The 19,203-nt window shown below is 47.6% G+C and carries 17 protein-coding genes; 15 read left to right on the top strand and 2 right to left on the bottom strand.

Translation table 11 applies throughout. The features are described from left to right. The first annotated feature begins 175 nt into the window (after positions 1-175). The 8 genes from KNO78_RS09460 (at position 176) to KNO78_RS09425 (ending at position 7,780) form a co-directional block, all read left to right on the top strand. Positions 176-1,879 (top strand): glycoside hydrolase family 13 protein, encoded by a 1,704-nt coding sequence (locus tag KNO78_RS09460; protein WP_159563002.1) that lies wholly within the window; start codon positions 176-178, stop codon positions 1,877-1,879. Positions 1,880-1,997: 118 nt separating this feature from the next. Beyond that, on the top strand, positions 1,998-2,660 hold the full coding sequence (locus tag KNO78_RS09455) for a Type 1 glutamine amidotransferase-like domain-containing protein (RefSeq protein WP_196431286.1): 663 nt from the start codon (positions 1,998-2,000) through the stop codon (positions 2,658-2,660). A gap of 34 nt (positions 2,661-2,694) precedes the next feature. Continuing rightward, entirely contained in the window at positions 2,695-3,255 is a 561-nt protein-coding gene (locus KNO78_RS09450) for a GNAT family N-acetyltransferase (protein WP_159563000.1), read from the top strand. Between the two features lie 51 nt (positions 3,256-3,306). Beyond that, positions 3,307-3,726, top strand: a complete 420-nt coding sequence (locus KNO78_RS09445) for a YwiB family protein (RefSeq protein WP_159562999.1) — start codon at positions 3,307-3,309, stop codon at positions 3,724-3,726. Next, positions 3,723-4,151 carry a hypothetical protein gene (locus KNO78_RS09440; protein WP_159562998.1) on the top strand — a complete coding sequence of 143 codons (429 nt, stop codon included), beginning with the start codon at positions 3,723-3,725 and terminating at the stop codon, positions 4,149-4,151. Before KNO78_RS09445 ends, KNO78_RS09440 begins: the two co-directional genes overlap by 4 nt. Positions 4,152-4,318: 167 nt before the next feature. Then, on the top strand, positions 4,319-4,837 hold the full coding sequence (locus tag KNO78_RS09435; RefSeq protein ID WP_196431284.1) for a GNAT family N-acetyltransferase: 519 nt from the start codon (positions 4,319-4,321) through the stop codon (positions 4,835-4,837). A gap of 7 nt (positions 4,838-4,844) precedes the next feature. Next, positions 4,845-5,561 carry a hypothetical protein gene (locus KNO78_RS09430; RefSeq protein WP_078147689.1) on the top strand — a complete coding sequence of 239 codons (717 nt, stop codon included), beginning with the start codon at positions 4,845-4,847 and terminating at the stop codon, positions 5,559-5,561. Between the two features lie 92 nt (positions 5,562-5,653). Beyond that, positions 5,654-7,780, top strand: coding sequence for a (Fe-S)-binding protein (locus KNO78_RS09425; protein ID WP_159562996.1), 2,127 nt, complete (start codon positions 5,654-5,656; stop codon positions 7,778-7,780). Positions 7,781-7,818: 38 nt separating this feature from the next. Here KNO78_RS09425 and KNO78_RS09420 read toward each other — a convergent pair whose 3' ends face one another. Continuing rightward, the gene (locus KNO78_RS09420; protein WP_214690423.1) at positions 7,819-9,117 is read right to left on the bottom strand and encodes a globin-coupled sensor protein; all 1,299 of its coding nucleotides are present in this window, start codon (positions 9,115-9,117) and stop codon (positions 7,819-7,821) included. A gap of 170 nt (positions 9,118-9,287) precedes the next feature. On the opposite strand from KNO78_RS09420, the gene KNO78_RS09415 reads away from it, so the two are divergent. The 6 genes from KNO78_RS09415 (at position 9,288) to KNO78_RS09390 (ending at position 16,020) form a co-directional block, all read left to right on the top strand. Next, positions 9,288-10,613, top strand: a complete 1,326-nt coding sequence (locus KNO78_RS09415) for a hypothetical protein (protein WP_196431282.1) — start codon at positions 9,288-9,290, stop codon at positions 10,611-10,613. 80 nt (positions 10,614-10,693) lie between these two features. After that, a complete protein-coding gene (gene rpoE, locus KNO78_RS09410) occupies positions 10,694-11,173 on the top strand; it encodes a DNA-directed RNA polymerase subunit delta (protein ID WP_074035668.1) in 480 nt (159 codons plus the stop codon). 248 nt (positions 11,174-11,421) lie between these two features. After that, complete coding sequence (locus KNO78_RS09405; protein ID WP_074035670.1) at positions 11,422-13,017, top strand: CTP synthase; 1,596 nt, start codon at positions 11,422-11,424, stop codon at positions 13,015-13,017. A gap of 137 nt (positions 13,018-13,154) precedes the next feature. Further along, positions 13,155-13,997: a TVP38/TMEM64 family protein gene (locus KNO78_RS09400; RefSeq protein ID WP_214690424.1), complete on the top strand. Its 843-nt coding sequence runs from the start codon at positions 13,155-13,157 to the stop codon at positions 13,995-13,997. A gap of 31 nt (positions 13,998-14,028) precedes the next feature. Continuing rightward, the gene (locus tag KNO78_RS09395; RefSeq protein WP_074035674.1) at positions 14,029-14,577 is read left to right on the top strand and encodes a GNAT family N-acetyltransferase; all 549 of its coding nucleotides are present in this window, start codon (positions 14,029-14,031) and stop codon (positions 14,575-14,577) included. Positions 14,578-14,691: 114 nt separating this feature from the next. Next, entirely contained in the window at positions 14,692-16,020 is a 1,329-nt protein-coding gene (locus KNO78_RS09390) for a polysaccharide deacetylase family protein (protein WP_074035676.1), read from the top strand. Positions 16,021-16,058: 38 nt separating this feature from the next. Here the strand turns inward: KNO78_RS09390 and KNO78_RS09385 are convergent, their stop codons facing one another. Then, positions 16,059-17,174, bottom strand: a complete 1,116-nt coding sequence (locus tag KNO78_RS09385; RefSeq protein ID WP_196431280.1) for an NADH-dependent flavin oxidoreductase — start codon at positions 17,172-17,174, stop codon at positions 16,059-16,061. Between the two features lie 261 nt (positions 17,175-17,435). Between KNO78_RS09385 and KNO78_RS09380 the strand changes: the two genes are divergently transcribed. After that, a complete protein-coding gene (locus KNO78_RS09380) occupies positions 17,436-19,094 on the top strand; it encodes a glycerol-3-phosphate dehydrogenase/oxidase (RefSeq protein WP_031422206.1) in 1,659 nt (552 codons plus the stop codon). Positions 19,095-19,203 lie beyond the last annotated feature (109 nt).

The raw sequence follows: 19,203 nt of genomic DNA, 5'->3' as shown, positions 1-19,203 counted from the left end.
TAGGGTACACGTTGAGTATGCTGATGAAACATCTTTGTATCATCGAATGTTTTTTGGTAAGATAAATTTATTGCATCGTGCAAACGATTGCGCTAATGATATAAAGTTCACAGCACGAATAAGATAAGTATAAATGATGAGCAGTGAGTTTTGGGATAAGGAGTATCTAGATCACATGCAACTTTTACAACGAGAACAACAAACACAAACGCTTAAACGCAACTGGTGGAAAGAAGCCGTCGCCTATCAAATTTATCCGCGTAGCTTTTATGACGCGAACGGGGACGGAATTGGAGACATTCAAGGAATCATTGATAAGCTCGACTATTTGAAAGACCTCGGTATTGATGTTATCTGGATTTGCCCGATGTATAAATCGCCAAACGATGATAACGGTTATGACATTAGTGACTATCAAGATATCATGGACGAGTTCGGTACGATGGAAGACTTCGACCGCTTATTGGACGAAGTGCATCAGCGCGGTATGAAGCTGTTGCTCGACCTCGTCGTCAACCATACGTCGGATGAGCACCCTTGGTTCATTGAATCGAAGAGCTCAAAAGACAATCCGAAGCGCGACTGGTATATCTGGCGCGACGGAAAACCGGACGGGTCGAAGCCGAATAACTGGGAATCGATCTTTGGTGGCTCGGCTTGGGAATTCGATGAAACGACGGAGCAATACTACTTGCATGTCTTCTCGAAGAAACAGCCGGACCTCAATTGGGAAAATCCTGAGATGCGTACAGCGGTATACGATATGATCAACTGGTGGCTCGAAAAAGGGATCGACGGATTCCGTGTCGATGCAATCAGCCATATTCGCAAGAATCCGACGTTCGCCGACTTGCCAAACCCGAACGACCTCGACTTTGTACCGTCGTTCGAGATGCACATGAACGTGGACGGAATTCACGACTATTTAGAAGAGCTTCGTGACGAGACGTTCAATAAACATGACATCATGACGGTCGGTGAAGCGAACGGCGTCTCACCTGACGATGCCCATCTATGGGTCGGTGAAAAGGAAGGGAAGATGAACATGGTCTTCCAATTCGAACACATGGACCTTTGGAGTGAAGATGCCGATTCGAAACTCGATGTCGTTCACTTGAAGAACGTGTTGACGAAATGGCAAAAAGGACTTGAGGCCGATGGATGGAACGCCCTTTACGTCGAAAACCATGACCAGACGCGTACGGTCTCGAAATGGGGAGACGATGAGCGTTACTGGAAAGAAAGCGCGAAGTCGATTGCGATGATGTACTTCCTCATGCAAGGGACGCCGTTTATCTATCAAGGTCAAGAGATCGGGATGACGAACGTCAAATTCGATTCGATCGATCAATATGATGACATCGCGACACGCAACCGCTACTATATCGGTGTCGAGCAAGGGAAGAGTCATGACGAGATGATGCGCATCACGTGGAACTCGTCACGCGACAACACGCGTACACCGATGCAGTGGAGTGATGCCCCGAACGCCGGATTCACGTTCGCAGAGCAGCCATGGGTCGGCATCAACCCGAACTATACGGATATCAACGTCGAATCACAGCTTGAAGATGAGGACTCAATCTTTAACTTCTATAAAGAGATGATTCAACTTCGTAAAGATAATGAGACGTTTGTTTACGGGGCGTATGATGTCGTCTTGCCGGAACACCCGGAAGTCTATGCGTATACGCGTACGCTCGGTGACACGCAGTACCTCGTCGTCACGAACTTGACGGCGAAAGAGACGATGTTTGATATGGATCAGACACTTCGTGCGCAAGATGTCGTCTTGAGCAACATGCCGGTTGAAGGCGATGCGGAATCATCGCTCCTTCACTTGAAACCGTTCGAAGGTCGCGTGTATAAAATTAGCTAATTTTTCAGAACTTCAAGGTCGTGGACGAAAATTCGTCTACGGCCTTTTTTGTTGGAAAAAGGGGATAACGGCGACTCATGCGAACTCCTTATAGGGAGATGAGAAGGAGGAAACGTAAATGAAACTGTTATTAACGTCAGCAGGTATTAAGAACGAAAGCATCAAACGAGCACTTCTCGAGTTATTAGACAAGCCGATTGAAGAGTGTAATGCACTCTGTATCCCAACAGCCATTTATGCGTTGAACGGGGGAACGAAACACGCATGGAACTTTTTCAACGGAGATTTCTCGACGCCGATGTGTGAGTTGGGCTGGAAGTCGGTTGGGGTGCTCGAACTGAGCGCACTCCCGAGTATCGATGAGTCGGTGTGGAGACCGGCGTTTGATAAGGCAGACGTATTATTGGTGAATGGGGGCGATCCGCTCTTTCTCTACCATTGGATGAAACAGTCCGAGGTAGCCTCGCTGCTCCCGTCCTGGAAAGGTGTCTACGTCGGATTGAGTGCAGGTAGCATGGTGATGACACCACGAATTGGAGAAGCGTTTGTCGGATGGCGCGCATCCGACGAGCAGAGTGATGATACATTAGGGTTTGTCGACTTCTCGATTTTTCCTCATCTCGACCACGAAATGTTACCGGAGAACACGTCACGAGATGCTGCAGAATGGGCGGAGACATTACAGTCGCCGGCCTATGCGATTGACGACGAGACCGCGATTCGTGTAAACGAAGGGAAGATCGATGTGATTTCGGAAGGAAAGTGGAAGAAGTTTTTCTGACCGTATAAAAGTAATAGGGAGGAGACAGGAGAGATTGAATCCATTTACGTATCATCGAAAAACAAATCGAATCATCGTACGACCGTTAGAGAAACGAGATTATGACACATGGTTAAGCGGCTTTACAAATCGTCTCGTTTCACAACATGTATATGACCCGGGAAAATTAGATATGAGCGACTGTACGTCCGTTTGGTTCGGTCAGCTAGTCGACACACACCAATCACTCGCACATGAAGACCGTGCGCATGTCTTTGGGATTTTCCGGCTTGAAGATGGGATACATCTCGGCATGGTGGATTTCTCGACATTGGCGCGAGATGGATTTCATTGGGGTCGGGTCGGGTATACCATCCATAACCAACATTGGCAAAACGGATATGGCACAGAGGCGGTCGATTTAGCGATGCGCATCGCCTTTGACGACTTAAATTTTCAACGGATCGAGGCACACATCAATCTCGACAATGAGGCATCCGTTCGTCTCGCAGAGCGTGTCGGCATGTCGTACGAGTGCACGAGAGAAGGATTTATTTTTGAGAATGATGAGTGGGTAGACCATCTCGTCTATGTGAAAACGAAGCACCGTCGATAGAACGACTCCTACCACATATGGTACGATGAGTTGACGGAAAGGGGGATGAGCATGGCGATTGAACCACTTCGCGTGCGTGTCCAGCAAACAACTCGGATGAGTGACATTCCGGAGCCGATCGAACTATCGGCTGACGGCGTATACTATCCATTGAAGACTGGCTTTATTTTAATGTTTGACCAACAACAAGAGGACGGAACGGTCCCGACGACAATCAAGTACACGCCGGAACGATTGGCGCTCATCTGCAAAGGACCGATCGAGATGAACCATTCCTTCATCGAAGGTCGCTTCACGCAAAGCTTATATAAGAATGCCTATATGTCGATGACGATGGCGACGACGACATCGCGACTCGATGTGTCTGAAGAGTCATGTACGTTCGTATATGAATTATCCATGAATGAAGAAAACGTGGGTATATACGAAGTACATGTCACATGGACATTTGAAGGAGGAGAGAGCGTATGAACTTCACAGAACGCGTAAATAAGATTGAAGAGATGTTGAACGAAGACTGGTTCGAGATGCTCGAAACGAATGAAGAAGAGTATGAAGAGTGGCGCGGTCGCCTTGAAGACCATGCTGAACAAGTCATCATGCATTATGACCAAGAAAACGGAGTCGATATCGATTCAATCGATAAATTGCTTCAACTGAACGATGAGTTCCCGCTCCTTTACGGGGAAGACACCGTTCGCCTGTACATCGCACTTATTGAGGCGCGGTCAGAAGACAAAGCGGTCTACGATCGGTACGTCGATTATTTGGCAGCCATCAGTGATGCATCGCATGAACAGTTTTTACATTTCCATACGCTCGTCGAAGCAGGTCGGTTGGAAGAAGCGAGACAACTCGCGCCACATATGCCACAACGGCTCGGACTCGAAGAGTAAGCATGTCAAAAGTGTCATCTGAACAGGATGGCACTTTTTTTCATGCCTGAAAGGGGACACACTTCGACAAGAACGTCCATTTTATTTCGAAGGTATCTTCTCTAAGATGAAGGAACAAGGAAATCAAACAGAGAACGCGAATGGAAATGGTTAAAGGGGGAAATGTGATGTTAAGACTAATCAAAACATCTGTCGAACAAAAAGAACAGATTCTCGCATTTTTACAAGAATGGTACGAACGTGATGAGCGAATCGTCCCGACTTCAGTGGACCGTGAAACGACCGACTTCGAGGCATATGTCAACACGTTACGTCAGAAGGAGTTATGTGAACATATAGAGAAAGGTTGGGTCCCGAGCACAACGTATTGGCTCACGGACGGGGAGGAGCTTCTTGGCGCGACGAACATTCGTCATGAGCTGAACGAATCGCTCTTGAAGATTGGCGGGCATGTCGGGTATGGGGTGAAACCGAGCGCACGCGGGCGTGGACTCGCCACAATCCAACTGCAACTTGCGCTTGAGAAAGTGAAAGAACTTGGAATCGAGCGGGCACTCATCACGTGTAACCGGACAAATATCGCTTCCCGTCAAGTCATTTTAAACAATGGTGGCATTGCGGACACACCGTATACGGAAGAAGACGGGACAGTCGTCGAGCGGTTTTGGATTGACTTGAAAGGGTGAGGACGAGATGGCGAACTGGATCATCATCTATTTGGCGCTGATTAACTTCTTCGGCATCTATTTGTTCCGGGAAGAGACCGTTCCTTCGAAAAAATGGTTCTCTTTCTCGAGCGGCATCGCCATCACGTACTTCTTCATGTATCTTTTGCCGTCCCTGAACAAACGCCAGGACACGCTTCGTGTCGATTGGTTGAATTTGGCGTTACCTTCAGAAATCTACATCGTCAGTCTCATCGGTTTCACGTTGTTTTACGGCACCATGCGGTTCGTTCGTACCCCTCACTTTCAAGATGAGGCGGTCGACCGGGCCGTTTCGTATTGGTTACAGGTGACACTCCTCACGGCCTATATGACCTTCTCGGCGTACGTGGTGACAGCCGACTCGGTGACGTTCGTTGCGAGAAGTTTCTATGCGACAGCGCTCGGTGTCCACTTTTTAGCGCTCGGGCATGACTTAAATCGTCATTATGGTGAACGTTACATGCGACAAGGACGCTATTTGTTGAGTGGTGGGATTTTACTTGGTGGGTTCTTTTCACGCTGGATTGACTTGGCGGCGCACGTCGAAGCGCTCTGTTTTGCCTTTGTGGCCGGGGCGATGATTCTCAATATCGTGAAGTTTGAACTGCCATCCGACCGAAATTTGCACTTCCGCACGTTCGTATTGGCCGTGTGCAGCTATGGGGGATTATTGCTCATATTGAAACATCTTCTAAACTTCTGATGAGAACTTCACAAAAATGAATGACTGTTCATTCATCATTTGATATACTGAATTCAAGATTGAATCCGTTTTCAAAAGGGGGAGTTTTGGGGATGTCTACATTTTTAATCGTCAACTGGATTCTATTCTTGCTCGTCCTCGGCTATGGTGTATATTTATTTGCTACGCTAGTTCATCAGCGTTATACGTTCATCAAGCTCGGGAAGAAGGCAGAATGGAGCCAAACGAACAAAGAACGACTCGAACAGGTCATGATCAACGTGTTCGGTCAAAAGAAATTGTTGAAAGATAAGAAGAGTGGCGCAATTCACGTCATGATGTTTTATGGCTTCATCCTCGTCCAATTCGGGGCGATTGATTTTATTTGGAAAGGACTAGCGGTGGGAACACGTTTCCCGCATATCCCGCTCGGTCCGCTTTATCCAATCTTTACGTTCATGCAAGAAATCGTCATGCTCATGATTCTCGTTGCGGTCGTTTGGGGATTCTACCGTCGTTACGTCGAGAAGCTCGTGCGCTTGAAACGAAACTTTTTAGCAGGTCTTGCCCTCATCTTCATCGGCGGGTTGATGGTTTCCGTATTGTTCGGGAACGGTTTTTACCTCGTCTATAAAGAAGAGCTTCCAATGTGGGGCGAACCGGTCGCGACGCTCATCGGCTCAGCATTTGCTTGGGTACCGGGCTCTGTCGCTTTCGCTTTATTCGTCGTCTTTTGGTGGATGCACCTTTTATTCTTGCTCAGCTTCATGGTCTACATCCCACAAGGAAAACACGCACACTTGATTGCCGGAACGCTCAACGTATGGCTCGGTCGCACGCACAAAGTCGGTCGCTTGGCACCTGTTGATTTTTCAGCGATGGAAGAAGCGGAAGAGTCGGATGAAGAGATTGTCTTCGGGGTCAACAAGATTGAAGACTTCAACCAGAAGCAGCTCGTCGACTTGTATGCCTGTGTCGAGTGCGGGCGTTGTACGAATGTTTGTCCGGCAACAGGAACTGGGAAGATGTTGTCGCCGATGGACTTAATCGTCAAACTTCGTGACCATATGAATATGAAAGGCGCGGCGGTCACGAGAAAATCACCGTGGGCACCTGCACTCATGTTCCAAAACACGCAAGGTGCTGAAATCGCAGCAGCTGCGCAAGACGGTCATATGCTCGTCGCAGACGAGTTGATCGGCAACGTCATCACGGAAGAAGAAATTTGGGCTTGTACGACTTGCCGTAACTGTGAAGACCAGTGTCCGGTCATGAACGAACACGTCGATAAAATCATTGACCTTCGTCGTTACCTCGTCATGATGGAAGGGAAGATGGACCCTGAGGCACAGCGTACGGTCGCCAATATCGAGCGTCAAGGAAACCCGTGGGGAATGAACCGGAAAGAACGCGAGAACTGGCGTAAGGATACAGAGCTCGTCATCCCGACGGCGAAAGAGAAGAAAAAAGCAGGCGAGGAATTCGAGTATCTCTTCTGGGTCGGCGCGATGGGGTCTTACGATAGCCGTAGCCAAAAAGTCGCGCAGAGCTTTGCGAGCGTCTTGAACAAGGCAGGCGTCTCATTCGCCATTCTCGGAAATGAAGAGAAAAACTCAGGGGATACACCACGTCGAATCGGAAACGAGTTGCTGTTCCAAGAACTCGCCGAAGCGAACATTAAACTATTTGAGAAGTATGGGGTGACGAAAATCGTCACGGTCGACCCGCACGCGTACAATACGTTCAAAAATGAGTATCCGGACTTCGGTTTGACTGATGTGAAGGTGTATCATCATACGGAGTTGCTCGCGGAGTTACTTGACACAGGTCGGATTCAGCCAGACCTTCACGTGAACGAACGTGTCGTCTATCACGACTCTTGTTACCTTGGTCGTTATAACGGCATTTACGATGCACCACGATTCGTCCTAGAACGCATACCGGGTGTCGAACTCGTCGAAGCGACACGTAACCGTGAAAACGGTATGTGTTGTGGAGCCGGTGGTGGTCTCATGTGGCAGGAAGAAAAAGTCGGGACACGTGTCAACGTGGCTCGGACAGAACAGTTACTTGAGACGAAACCGACTGTTATCGGTTCGGCATGTCCGTACTGTTTGACGATGTTATCTGATGGAACAAAAGCGAAGGAAGTCGATGAGACCGTCGGCACGTTCGATGTCGTCGAATTGCTCGATCGCTCGCTGAAGGCCATCGAGATACCAGAACCAGTTGTCCAATAATACATGAAGGCACGGTCCGCGGACCGTGCCTTGTTTGTTTACTGCATCTCAGAGGTGGATAGAAGGGAAGAGGTCAAGTGAGATAACCCTTGCGTCGTCTCGTTGATCGATGAAATGGTCTCGACCATCTGTCCGAGATCTTGTTTGTTTCGTTCGAAAGAAAGAACGTATTGGCCCATTTCTTCTTGAACGGTCGAAAAACCAGCTTTGACGGTGCTTAGTTGGCGCATCGCTTCATCGTTCGTCCGATGCATTTGCCCCATTTGCTCGAGGAGGGCCGCGATGTTCGTCTCATTTTCATGAATGAGCGCGTTGATTTGACTGCTCAGTTGTTTTGCGTTCTCCGCAAGTGTGCGTACCTCGGTGGCGACGACGGCGAACCCTTTTCCGTGTTCTCCTGCGCGAGCCGCTTCAATCGAAGCGTTTAAGGCGAGTAAGTTCGTTTGGTTAGCAATTTGTTCGATGCTCTTGGTCATGCTGACAATATCCTGTGAACCTTCTTTTAGGGCGGTAATTCGATCGAGCGAAGTATCGACGTAGGTGGCCGACTGTTTGAACTCTACTTCCATCTGTTCGATTTGATTTCCGTTCGTGTGCGTCAATTTCATCAAATGACGACTCATTTTTTCCGTTTGCTCCGTTTCCGCAAGGACTTGGTGAGCACGATTGCTCGTTTCAGACATGGCGTGTCCGGTTTGTTCCATCGTAGTCGCCACTTCTGTGCTGACGCGTGTCACGTCACTCAACAGGGACGCACGAGCTTGGTTCGCAGACTCGATTTCATCGAGGCGGGCGTTGACGTATTGTTCGGTGACGATTTGTGCGTCTAAATTCATCGCGTGTGACAACGCTAAGAGGGACTCACTTAAGAGGGCAGGATCGTGTTGATACGTTTCAACCACTTTTGGGATGAGCAACGTATTAAATGCCGAGTACGTCGCCAAGAACCAGACGACAGGCACGGCGAAGTGGTGGTGCGTCTGTCCCATTCGTTTCCGCATTGCCAAGAATTTATCATCGATGTTCCCTGTTAGTAGGCTGCGGAAATAATCGGCGAATACCTTTTTTAATCGTTCTCTTGTGGATGATGCGTTCGCAATCTGTACCATTTCCGGTTGCAGCATTAAGTGGTCGAGTACGTTTTCAAGTACATCGTCAAGTACTGACTCGACGAGTGGAGCCATACCTTGCAGTCGTTTTACTTGAGAGGTCGTGTATCCCATGTAGTGAGTGCGACCATTCAAGCTTGAGTCGGCTGGTTTAGCGATTGTCTGGATTTCAGGAAAGCCGGTAGTGGCGACGAAGTGATTGGATGGTGTTTTACGAAAAAGTGCCATATATTTTTCTCCTTCTCTTTCATATCTAAAATGTCATTCTCTTCTATATCGGCAAAAGAGTGAAGAAACTGAGAAGTAAATGTGTTATGAAAGAGGTTCGCAGACGAATGGATCTGGGAAAGGATGATTGAGGAACAGAATATTCAATCTCAATGTAAGGAGTGTGTCCCATGAAAAACATGGTTGTCCTATTGACGATTGTCAGTGCTCTTAGTAGTCAAATTCTTCCGCAGATCTTATTTTTATCTATTATGGCAGTCGAAGAAGGTGTCGGGCGTCTCATTCCATTCTTGATTTTTTATGTAGCCAGTATGTCCGGTCTATTATTGTGGGTTTATGTCATTGGACGCCGTGGTTCTAAAGATACCTTTTTAATCGCCTTGGTCGTACTCGTTGTCGGTCTCGTTTGTTTCGTTCTCCCGTTTGAGCGTGCGATTGAATGGAGCGCCTTTTTAGTCGGGGTTGGATCAATTGGAGTCGGGTCGATTATGACGACGATTTTATCGCAATTAAACGAACTGAAACCAGCTGCTGATCCAGATTCAAAAGAAGATAAAGGGAGCTCCTGGCCGTTGGTTCTGATGTTAGTCGGTTGGATTGCGATATTCTCTTATGCATTGACACAGTCATACAATCTGGCCATCGCTCTCTTTTTGGTCAGTTTGATTCTACCATGGCTTTTTGTTCGGAAATTACCGCTTCAAAAATCGGCGACTTGGCAGTTTGAAACTCGTTCTTTTCTCCGTGCCTTCATCGCGGTCACCGTTTTTACATTGATTAGTCGTCTGCTCAGTCTTTTAGAAGGGGCGCGTGGCTATATCGAAGTATTTGGCTTAATGATTATTTTGCTCGTTTATGTTGGATGGTTATTGTACCAAAAGCGCGTCCGAGACTTTATTGGAGCGAGTCGCACCCGTCAGGTTCAATTGCTGTCGTTTGTGATTGGATTGTTCGGTGGTTGGACGTTAATTGGTGCCGTCTTTGTCAGTCTTGCCTTGTACTCGTTTCAAGTTCTCATTTTTTATGTATTTGTCCCATTTTTAGTAGGCGTCATCGGCTGGATTTTATTTAGTCGTATATTTGATTTCGCACGTCACCCATACCTCGTGTTACTCGTGTCCTCCCTCATCTTTTTCCTAGGATTTATCGAGCCACTTGCGTTCATCCCTGTCTTATTTGTCAGTGGGTATACGCAGACGATGTACTCGAGTGTAAGCCATACGTATCTGTTTGATCAATATGGGGAAAATAAGGAGTTTGCTTCCTTGCTCTTGCAGCTGTGGAAGCGGTTTGGGATGGTCGTTGCGTACTCCTTCTTAATGATTGGATTGTTAGGGTACGGTTTGTACGTTGGGCAGACGGTCAACGAGGAATTATCGTTTCAAATTCCAAAAGCATGGATGTTCGGTGTTCTAGGACTTACGTGGATTTTCAATATTGGATTGATCAGCCTGTACTGGTTCCGAGTTCGTCCGAGTAGAATACATGAATCATAATTTTCCCTAGCTTTTTCATATCGCTTTTGTTTATAATGAGGAGTGATGTTTAACTAGTGACGGAAAAGGAGTGTCCTTTAATGAATAAATCGTTGATTGATTTCGTTTATGAACTTCTCCAAGAAACTGGCGAACAGCCTGTTTCTTTTGATGAGATTCGCGAAAAAATCAAGCAAAACTATACGTTTGCGAGTGAAGAGGAAGAGCTCGAAAAAATCGCACAACTTTACACCGATTTGAACATCGACGGGTTGTTCGTCAACTTAGGAGCAAACCGTTGGGCGCTTCGTGTTTGGTACCCATTCGATAAGTCGGATGAGGATCTCGTCATCGAAGCACGTCAACGTGGTGAACTTGACGAATTCGAAGAAGAGTTCGAAGAAGCAGACGAAGGCATCGTCGATATCGAGGATGACTTGGATGTATTCGCAAAAGTTGAAGACTATGATTCATCTGAATTTGATGATGAGGACGAAGAAGAAAAAGTAGAAGGCCTTGACGATTTCAAGGACGATGACTTGGACGACGACCTCGATATCGAAGACGAGGATGATTTATAAGAGACCGCAAAAAAGCCGGGCATCGCGCCCGGCTAGGCGTGTCTCTTTTTCTTTTTTAGTCGTGTTCATCGACTTGAAAAAAAGAAAAAATAATATCTTGACGACTGCATCGTCTCTGGCGTAAATTAGTCATGGGCTAGTTTAGCACGTAACGATGCAGCAAAAGTGTCCTCCATTTTCGGGGGCACTTTTGCTTTTTTTGTTTTTTCGTTTCCCGATGGTTGGTATTCAAGAGAGGAGAAAGAAACATGACAAAGTACATTTTCGTAACAGGCGGGGTAGTATCTTCGCTCGGTAAAGGGATCACGGCAGCTTCGCTCGCGCGTCTACTCAAAAATCGAGGACTCAACGTCACGATTCAGAAGTTTGACCCATACATCAACATTGACCCAGGTACGATGAGCCCGTATCAACACGGAGAAGTATTCGTCACAGATGATGGCGCTGAGACTGACCTTGACCTCGGACACTATGAGCGCTTTATCGACATCAACTTGTCGCAAAACGCGAACGTCACATCAGGGCGCATTTATTCAACTGTCTTGAAGAAAGAGCGTCGTGGAGACTATAACGGTGGGACGGTTCAGGTCATTCCGCATATCACGAACGAAATCAAAGACCGTGTCTTCCGTGCAGGACGCGAGACGAACGCCGATGTCGTCATCACAGAGATTGGTGGAACAGTTGGGGATATCGAGTCCCTTCCGTTCATCGAAGCGATTCGCCAAGTGAAGAATGACATCGGGAAAGAGAACGTCATGTACGTCCACTGTACACTCGTCCCTTACCTTCGTGCCGCAGGTGAGATGAAGACAAAACCGACACAACACAGTGTCAAAGAGCTTCGCAGCTACGGAATTCAACCGGATATCATTGTCCTTCGTACGGAGCATGACATCCCAGAAGACATGCGTGAAAAAATCGCCCTCTTCTGTGATACGCGCAAAGAAGCGGTCATCGAGGCGCAAGACGCATCGACACTTTATGAAGTACCGCTCAACCTTCAAAAACAAGGAATGGACCAACTCGTCAACGACTACTTCGGTTTCAATTCACCGGCTGCTGACATGACGGCTTGGAAAGAACTCGTCCACACGGTCACACACCTTGAGAAGAAAGTGAAAATCGCACTCGTCGGGAAATATGTCGAATTGCGTGATGCGTATATCTCGGTCGCGGAAGCACTCAAACATGCGGGTTATGCGTTCAACGCGGATATCGACATCGACTGGGTCAACGCGGAAGACGTGACGGCTGAAAACGTCTCAGACATCCTCGGCGATGCGGACGGAATCCTCGTTCCAGGTGGATTCGGTGAGCGTGGAATCGAAGGGAAGATTGAAGCGACACGTTTTGCTCGTGAAAACAACGTCCCATTCTTCGGAATCTGTCTCGGGATGCAACTTGCGACGGTCGAGTTTGCCCGTAACGTCTTGAAGTTGGACGGCGCACATACTGCAGAAATCGATCCGTCGACACCGTATCCGATCATCGACCTTCTTCCAGAGCAAAAAGATATCGAAGATCTTGGGGGCACACTTCGTCTTGGACTTTATCCATGTAAACTCGAAAAAGGGACGAAAGCGCATGCGGCATACGATCAAGAACTCGTATACGAGCGTCATCGTCACCGTTATGAGTTCAACAACGAATACCGTGAAGCGTTTGAAGCAGAAGGCTTCAAGTTCTCAGGTACGAGCCCAGACGGTCGTCTCGTAGAAATCATTGAGATTCCAGAACACAAATGGTTCGTGGCATCACAGTTCCACCCAGAATTGATTTCGCGTCCAGAACGTCCACAACGTCTATTCCATGACTTCATCCAAGCATCACTTGGAGAATAAGTGATTGAAAGCCACGGTCCATTGCGGACCGTGGTTTTTCTACGTCAAAAGCATGAGAGGGAAAGCGCCTTCGGCAGGATACATCCCTATCACTTTGTGGGTACACTAGAAGTAGAACGGGGAGAGGGTGAGGGCACATGAAAGAACGACATTCGATTTATCTTGGATATGGATTAGGGCTTGTCGCGCTCAGTCTGTTGCCGTTCGTCGTCTTGCCTTCCCTTTTATTGCCGTATCAACTTGGCTGGACAGGTGTTGTTTTACTCGCCCTCTCGGTCGGGTTACTTCGGGCGATTCGGGACGGCTCGAACGTCATCCTAAAGCAGATGTGGAAGATCACGTTCTCTCTCTTCTTGATTTTCGTTCTCGTCTATTATGTTTCATTCGGACTCATCCTTTATGACACATACGGATTGGATCGTTTACTAGAACAATATGAACGACAGGCGGTCTGGGTGTTTGCAGCATTTAGCTTTTTACAACCTATTGCGTTACCCGTTCCGGAAGCGGTCAGCGTGCCGATTGGGAGTGTCGCGCTCGGACCGTTTCGTGCCGCTTTGGTCGGAAGCGTTGCGACGACACTTGGAATCTTTGTCATGTATGGACTGGCCCGATTTGGTCGAGGGCGCATGATTCGTTGGGTCGATGAAGAAAAACTGAAGACGTACGATCGATATGTCGATCGATACGGTCTTGGTGTCTTGCTCGTCTTATTTATCATTCCGATTTTACCTGACGAGGTCATCTGTCTCGCTGCGGGGTTTAGTCGTGTACCGTTTCTGCGCTTTGCGGGTATCGCGTTCGGGGCAAAACTCGTCACGTCGTTCGGACTTGCTTATTCTGTCTCGATTGGACAATTGTTTATGACCGATTCGAGTCCAATCGCGATCGCTTCTGTCATGGCAAGTGTGATTGTCTTGATTCTTGCGTTCATTTGGCGCAAACGAAAAAAAGGAGATTCGAACGGGACACAAGAATAAGGTAAGGACGATTTATAGAGAGGAAGACAACATGCGACAAGATCAAGAAGTGGTCATTCGACCGATTGAAGAACAGGATCTATCACGACTCTGGGAATTGATTTATCGAGATGCGGTACCGGAATGGAAACAGTGGGACGCGCCTTACTTCGAACACAAGTCAATGTCTTACGAAGAGTTTCAGCAAATCGAGCGATCGTTCATCAAAAAAGAAGACATGTGGGTCATTGAGGTCAGTGGAACGGTATATGGCACGGTTTCCTATTATTTCGAAGATGCCGGACGAGAGTGGCTCGAGATGGGCATCATCTTGCATCAATCCGACCGCTGGAATCGAGGTGTCGGGACGCGTGCCCTTCGTCTATGGACGAAACATTTGTTTGAAACGTTACCGGTCGTCCGCGTGGGATTGACGACATGGTCAGGGAACGAGCGAATGATGCGGGTCGCTGAAAAAGTAGGGATGCAGCTTGAAGGTCGAATTCGTCAAGTGCGTGTCGTGAACGCGAAACGCTACGATTCGATTCGGATGGGCATGTTACGCGAAGAATGGATGAAAACAGGTACGCCGTCTATTTAAAGACGACGTACCTGTTTTGTATGATTTTGTATATATTTGTCGCCATATTGACGATTTCATTCGTGAAGAGTTTGCTACAATCGAATCGATTGAATTAAATAGGAGAGAATAAGAATGAAACGACACATGTTAGTTATTGTGATGTTATTGATTGGGATGGGCACATGGTATTACATCGCGGGAGCCGCCCCGACGATTAAAAAAGTTCCGACACCATCCTTTACCGGACAATACCCCGGGTTACACTTAACGGTAGAGAGTGAACAAGCGAAAAGATATACGACATCAATCTCTGTTCCGAGAACGGATTATGAAATGCTAAACGAGGAGCTGGATGCATTCATTTTAGAAAAGAAAGAAGCATTTCAACACAACCTCACCCCTAGTCACGGTCAAACGGGTCACTTAAATATTCAGACCGATACATATCAAACGAATCAGACTGAATACACGCTAGTCGTTCATACTTATGCATTCACTGGTGGTGCGAATGGTCAAACCACTGTCGACGTATTTCGGATGAACCTTTCGGACGGAACGTTCGTTGAATGGGATGATGTCTTACGTGATGACCAACATGCATTAGAATGGTTCAAGCATAGCGTCATCACACAATTACAACATCAAGAATACGTATTTGAGGATCAGTTACGTGAAGCGATTAAACACCCTAAATCGACGAAGTGGATACTGACGTCCTCTGGTCTAGATGTCATATTTGACGAGTATGAAGTGGCGGCGGGAGCGGCAGGTGTGGTAGAAGTTCATATTCCGATGAAGGAAGTTGAGCCGTTTTTGTTATCCGAATTAGATACGCCCACTGCACAAGAAGATTCTCCAATCATGAGTCCCTCAAATAAGCCGCTTGAACCCAATGGGAAATATGTTGCACTGACGTTCGATGATGGACCCCATCCGATTGTGACACCTCACATTCTTGAGACACTTGAGAAATACCAAGCGCGTGCTACGTTCTTTATGTTAGGGAGTCAGATGGAATTCTATCCTGATGTAGCGAGACAAGTAGCGTTGTCAGGTCATGAGCTAGCAAATCATACTGAACATCACCCGGATTTGACACAATTGTCTGAGAAGGGAGTCAAAGAGGAACTCGAACAGGTTGATGAACGAATTGAGAGGCTTACGGGACAACGCCCATCATTGGTTCGTCCACCATACGGGGCTAAAAATGAAATGATTGAGCAGATCATTCAGACAAAGGAGCAGACCCTTGCACTATGGACGGTCGATTCTCTTGATTGGAGTCACCGTAATGCCGATCAAATGTATCGCTTGATTATGGACAATGTCCATCCAAGTGCTGTTGTCTTGATGCATGATATTCATGAGTCCACAGCTGAAGGGTTGCCGAAAGTTCTCGATGCGCTGAAACGTGAAGGGTACACGTTTGTGACGATGAGTGAGCTCTTGACGTTGAAATAGTAAATGAACCCGCCGTGATAAACGGCAGGTTCATTTTTTTATTTCACTTCTTGATCTTTAATTGGGAACCAACCGGCACGTGTCGTGATGGCGTTCCATAGCGGAGCTGGGACAGCGAGTTCGGCTTGTTTGTTCAAGTCGAGTTCTGTCTCGATCTCGTCTTCGCGGTCCGATTCCACTTTTTCCAGCCATTGTGGATCGATGATCAGTTCGCGACCGAGTGCGGCAAAATCGACGACGTCGAGTGCGTCTTCCACTTGGGCCGGACGTTGGAGTTGCCCGACTCCGATGAGTGGGATGGCACCATTGATTCGATTGGCGATGCGGTCTATCGAACGCTCCGTGACATTCTCGTCACGCATGGAAGCTGTATTGAAGTTCCAGAGAGAAGCGTGAATATAATCGACGCCCTCTTCTAAAATCATATCGAGTAACACATCCGTGTCGTCGAGTGTGATTCCTGGCTCTTCGATTTCTTCCGGTGAGAAACGATAGCCGACTAAGAAGTCTTCTGCATCTGCAGCTGCTTCTTTCACACGACGAATGACTTCGCGTGGGAACGTCAAACGTCCATGAACATCACCGCCGAAGCGATCTTCACGGCGATTTGAGTGCGGTGAGAAGAATTGTTGAATCAAGTAGGTGTTCGCTCCGTGAATCTCGACGCCATCAAACCCGGCTTCGATGGCCCGACGCGTCGCTTCACCGAACGCCTCGATAATGGCTTCGACCTCTGATGTCTCGAGGGCACGTGGTGTGACGGCGCCTTCTCGGACAGGCGCGACAGCACTTGCACTGACAGGTTGTTCGTTCGGGACGAGTTCAGGTGGTGACATCCGTCCAGCGTGGAAAATTTGAAGGATGGCTTTTGCACCTTCCGCTTTTAAACTTTCCGCCAATTGACGGAGACCCGGGATGAATTTGTCGTCATTGACCCCGAATGCGTTCGGGAAACCTTTCCCGTCTTCTGTCACGTACGCGCATGCTGTAATCGCAAGCCCGACGTTTTGCGCCCGTTTCCGATAGTAGGCGAGCTCATGCTCGGATACTTCGCCCGTTGGTTCTGATGAGTAATGTGTCATCGGAGCCAAGACGAGTCGGTTCGGTACTTCGACGCCATTTTTGAATTGAAAAGGTTGTAACATACGTTTCATCTGAAATCCTCCTTCAACATGATACCTTGAAGTCTAAGCTTCTCGACTCAAAAATGCGAGTCGGATGCTTGTGAATGAACACATTACAGATTGCGCAAGCGTAAGAGATGATTGAACTGAAAAGAATAGGGTATAATACAGGAGAAAAGTTGATATTCGGTTCGAGACAATAGAGAGACCACAACAGAAGGGGGAAGCCTTGTTTTTGTTGTGGTCTCTTTTTCTATTCATTGAACCGTACTTACTATAGGAGGGAATAAGATGGAAATCAGAAATTTCTCAGCGAAAGAACGAGCGAAACGATACGAACAACTGACAAGCGAACGTCATGACGTTCTTGTTGTCGGTGGAGGGATAACCGGAGCAGGGATTGCGCTCGATGCGTCGTCACGTGGGATGAAGACAGCGGTTCTTGAAATGCAAGACTTTGCGGCCGGGACGTCAAGCCGTTCGACGAAACTTGTTCACGGGGGACTCCGCTATTTGAAACAATTTGAAGTGGCGCTCGTCGCAGAAGTCGGGAAAGAGCGTGCCATCGTGTATGAGAACGGTCCACATGTCACGACACCGGAACAGATGCTATTACCGATGCACAAGGGAGGCACGTTTGGTCCTTTCTCAACTTCAATCGGACTCATGGTGTATGACTTCCTTGCAGGCGTCAAACGGGCAGAACGTCGCATGATGCTCAAACCGAATGAAGTCATCAAAAAAGCACCGCTCGTGAAAAAAGATGACTTAGTCGGTGGTGGATACTACGTCGAGTATCGGACGGATGATGCACGATTGACAATCGAAGTGGCGAAAGAGGCAGCGAATCACGGCGCGCTTCTTATGAACTATGCCAAAGTGACCGGGTTGATTTACGAGAACGGCAAAGTGGCGGGGGTACACGTCGAAGACCAAATCGATGGGTCGACATATGACGTCTATGCGAAAAAAATCATTAATGCGACTGGTCCATGGGTCGATGAGTTACGGGAAGAAGACAACTCGAAAAAAGGCAAACAGCTTCGTTTGACGAAGGGAATTCACCTTGTCATCGATCAATCGAAATTCCCACTCAAACAGGCAATTTATTTCGACACACCAGATGGGCGCATGGTCTTTGCCATTCCACGCGGAAACAAAGCGTACGTTGGAACGACGGATACGTTCTTTGATAAAAACAAAGCGCATCCACGCATGACGACAGAGGACCGCGATTATATTTTGGATGCAATCCATTATATGTTCCCAGACGTTCATGTCACAGCAGATGATGTGGAATCAAGCTGGGCGGGTATTCGTCCGTTGATTTATGAGGAAGGAAAAGACCCTTCTGAAATTTCACGTAAGGACGAAATTTGGCAGTCAGACAGCGGCTTGATCACGATTGCCGGCGGTAAATTGACAGGGTATCGGAAGATGTCAGAAACGGTCGTCGACCTTGTCGCGAAATTATTAAAAGAAGAAGAGGGTGTCGTCTACTTGGCAAGCCGGACGAAGCATATGCCGATGTCAGGTGGTCACGTCGGCGGATCGAAAGGGTTTAAAGACTTCCTCGAGAAGAAAACGAAAGAACTTCAAAATCACGGTCTCGACGCGGGGCACGCGGAAGAACTCGTCCGTCTATACGGATCGAATATCGATCGCGTCATCGAGCGGATGGACTCGAACGCGTATGACTTGCCAGAGGTCGTCTATGCACAATTGATTTATGGCATTGAAGAAGAATCGGTCGTACGCGCCATCGACTTCTTGATTCGTCGGACCGGAGCGATGTTCTTTGATATCGATTTCGTCCGTCAACACAAAGAAGGTGTCCTTCGTTGCATGGCCGACGTCTTCAAATGGTCGGATGAGCGTTTGAAAGAAGAACGTGAAGAAGTAGAGAAGGAGATTGAAATCGCAGTTGTGCCTGTGACTGTCGAATCGTAATGCACTGCATTGCAGGAAAGGTTCATTCTAAATAGGATGAACCTTTTTTGTGTCATGGTTTCATCGATTCGGAATAACGGTATACCTCATAAGTAGTGATTCTTAGATT

Origin of the sequence: Exiguobacterium sp. s132 (genome assembly GCF_018617235.1) — a bacterium.
GTDB lineage: Bacteria > Bacillota > Bacilli > Exiguobacteriales > Exiguobacteriaceae > Exiguobacterium > Exiguobacterium profundum.
The sequence above is the reverse complement of the archived record's forward strand: the minus strand, read 5'-3'. Positions and strand labels throughout refer to the sequence as shown.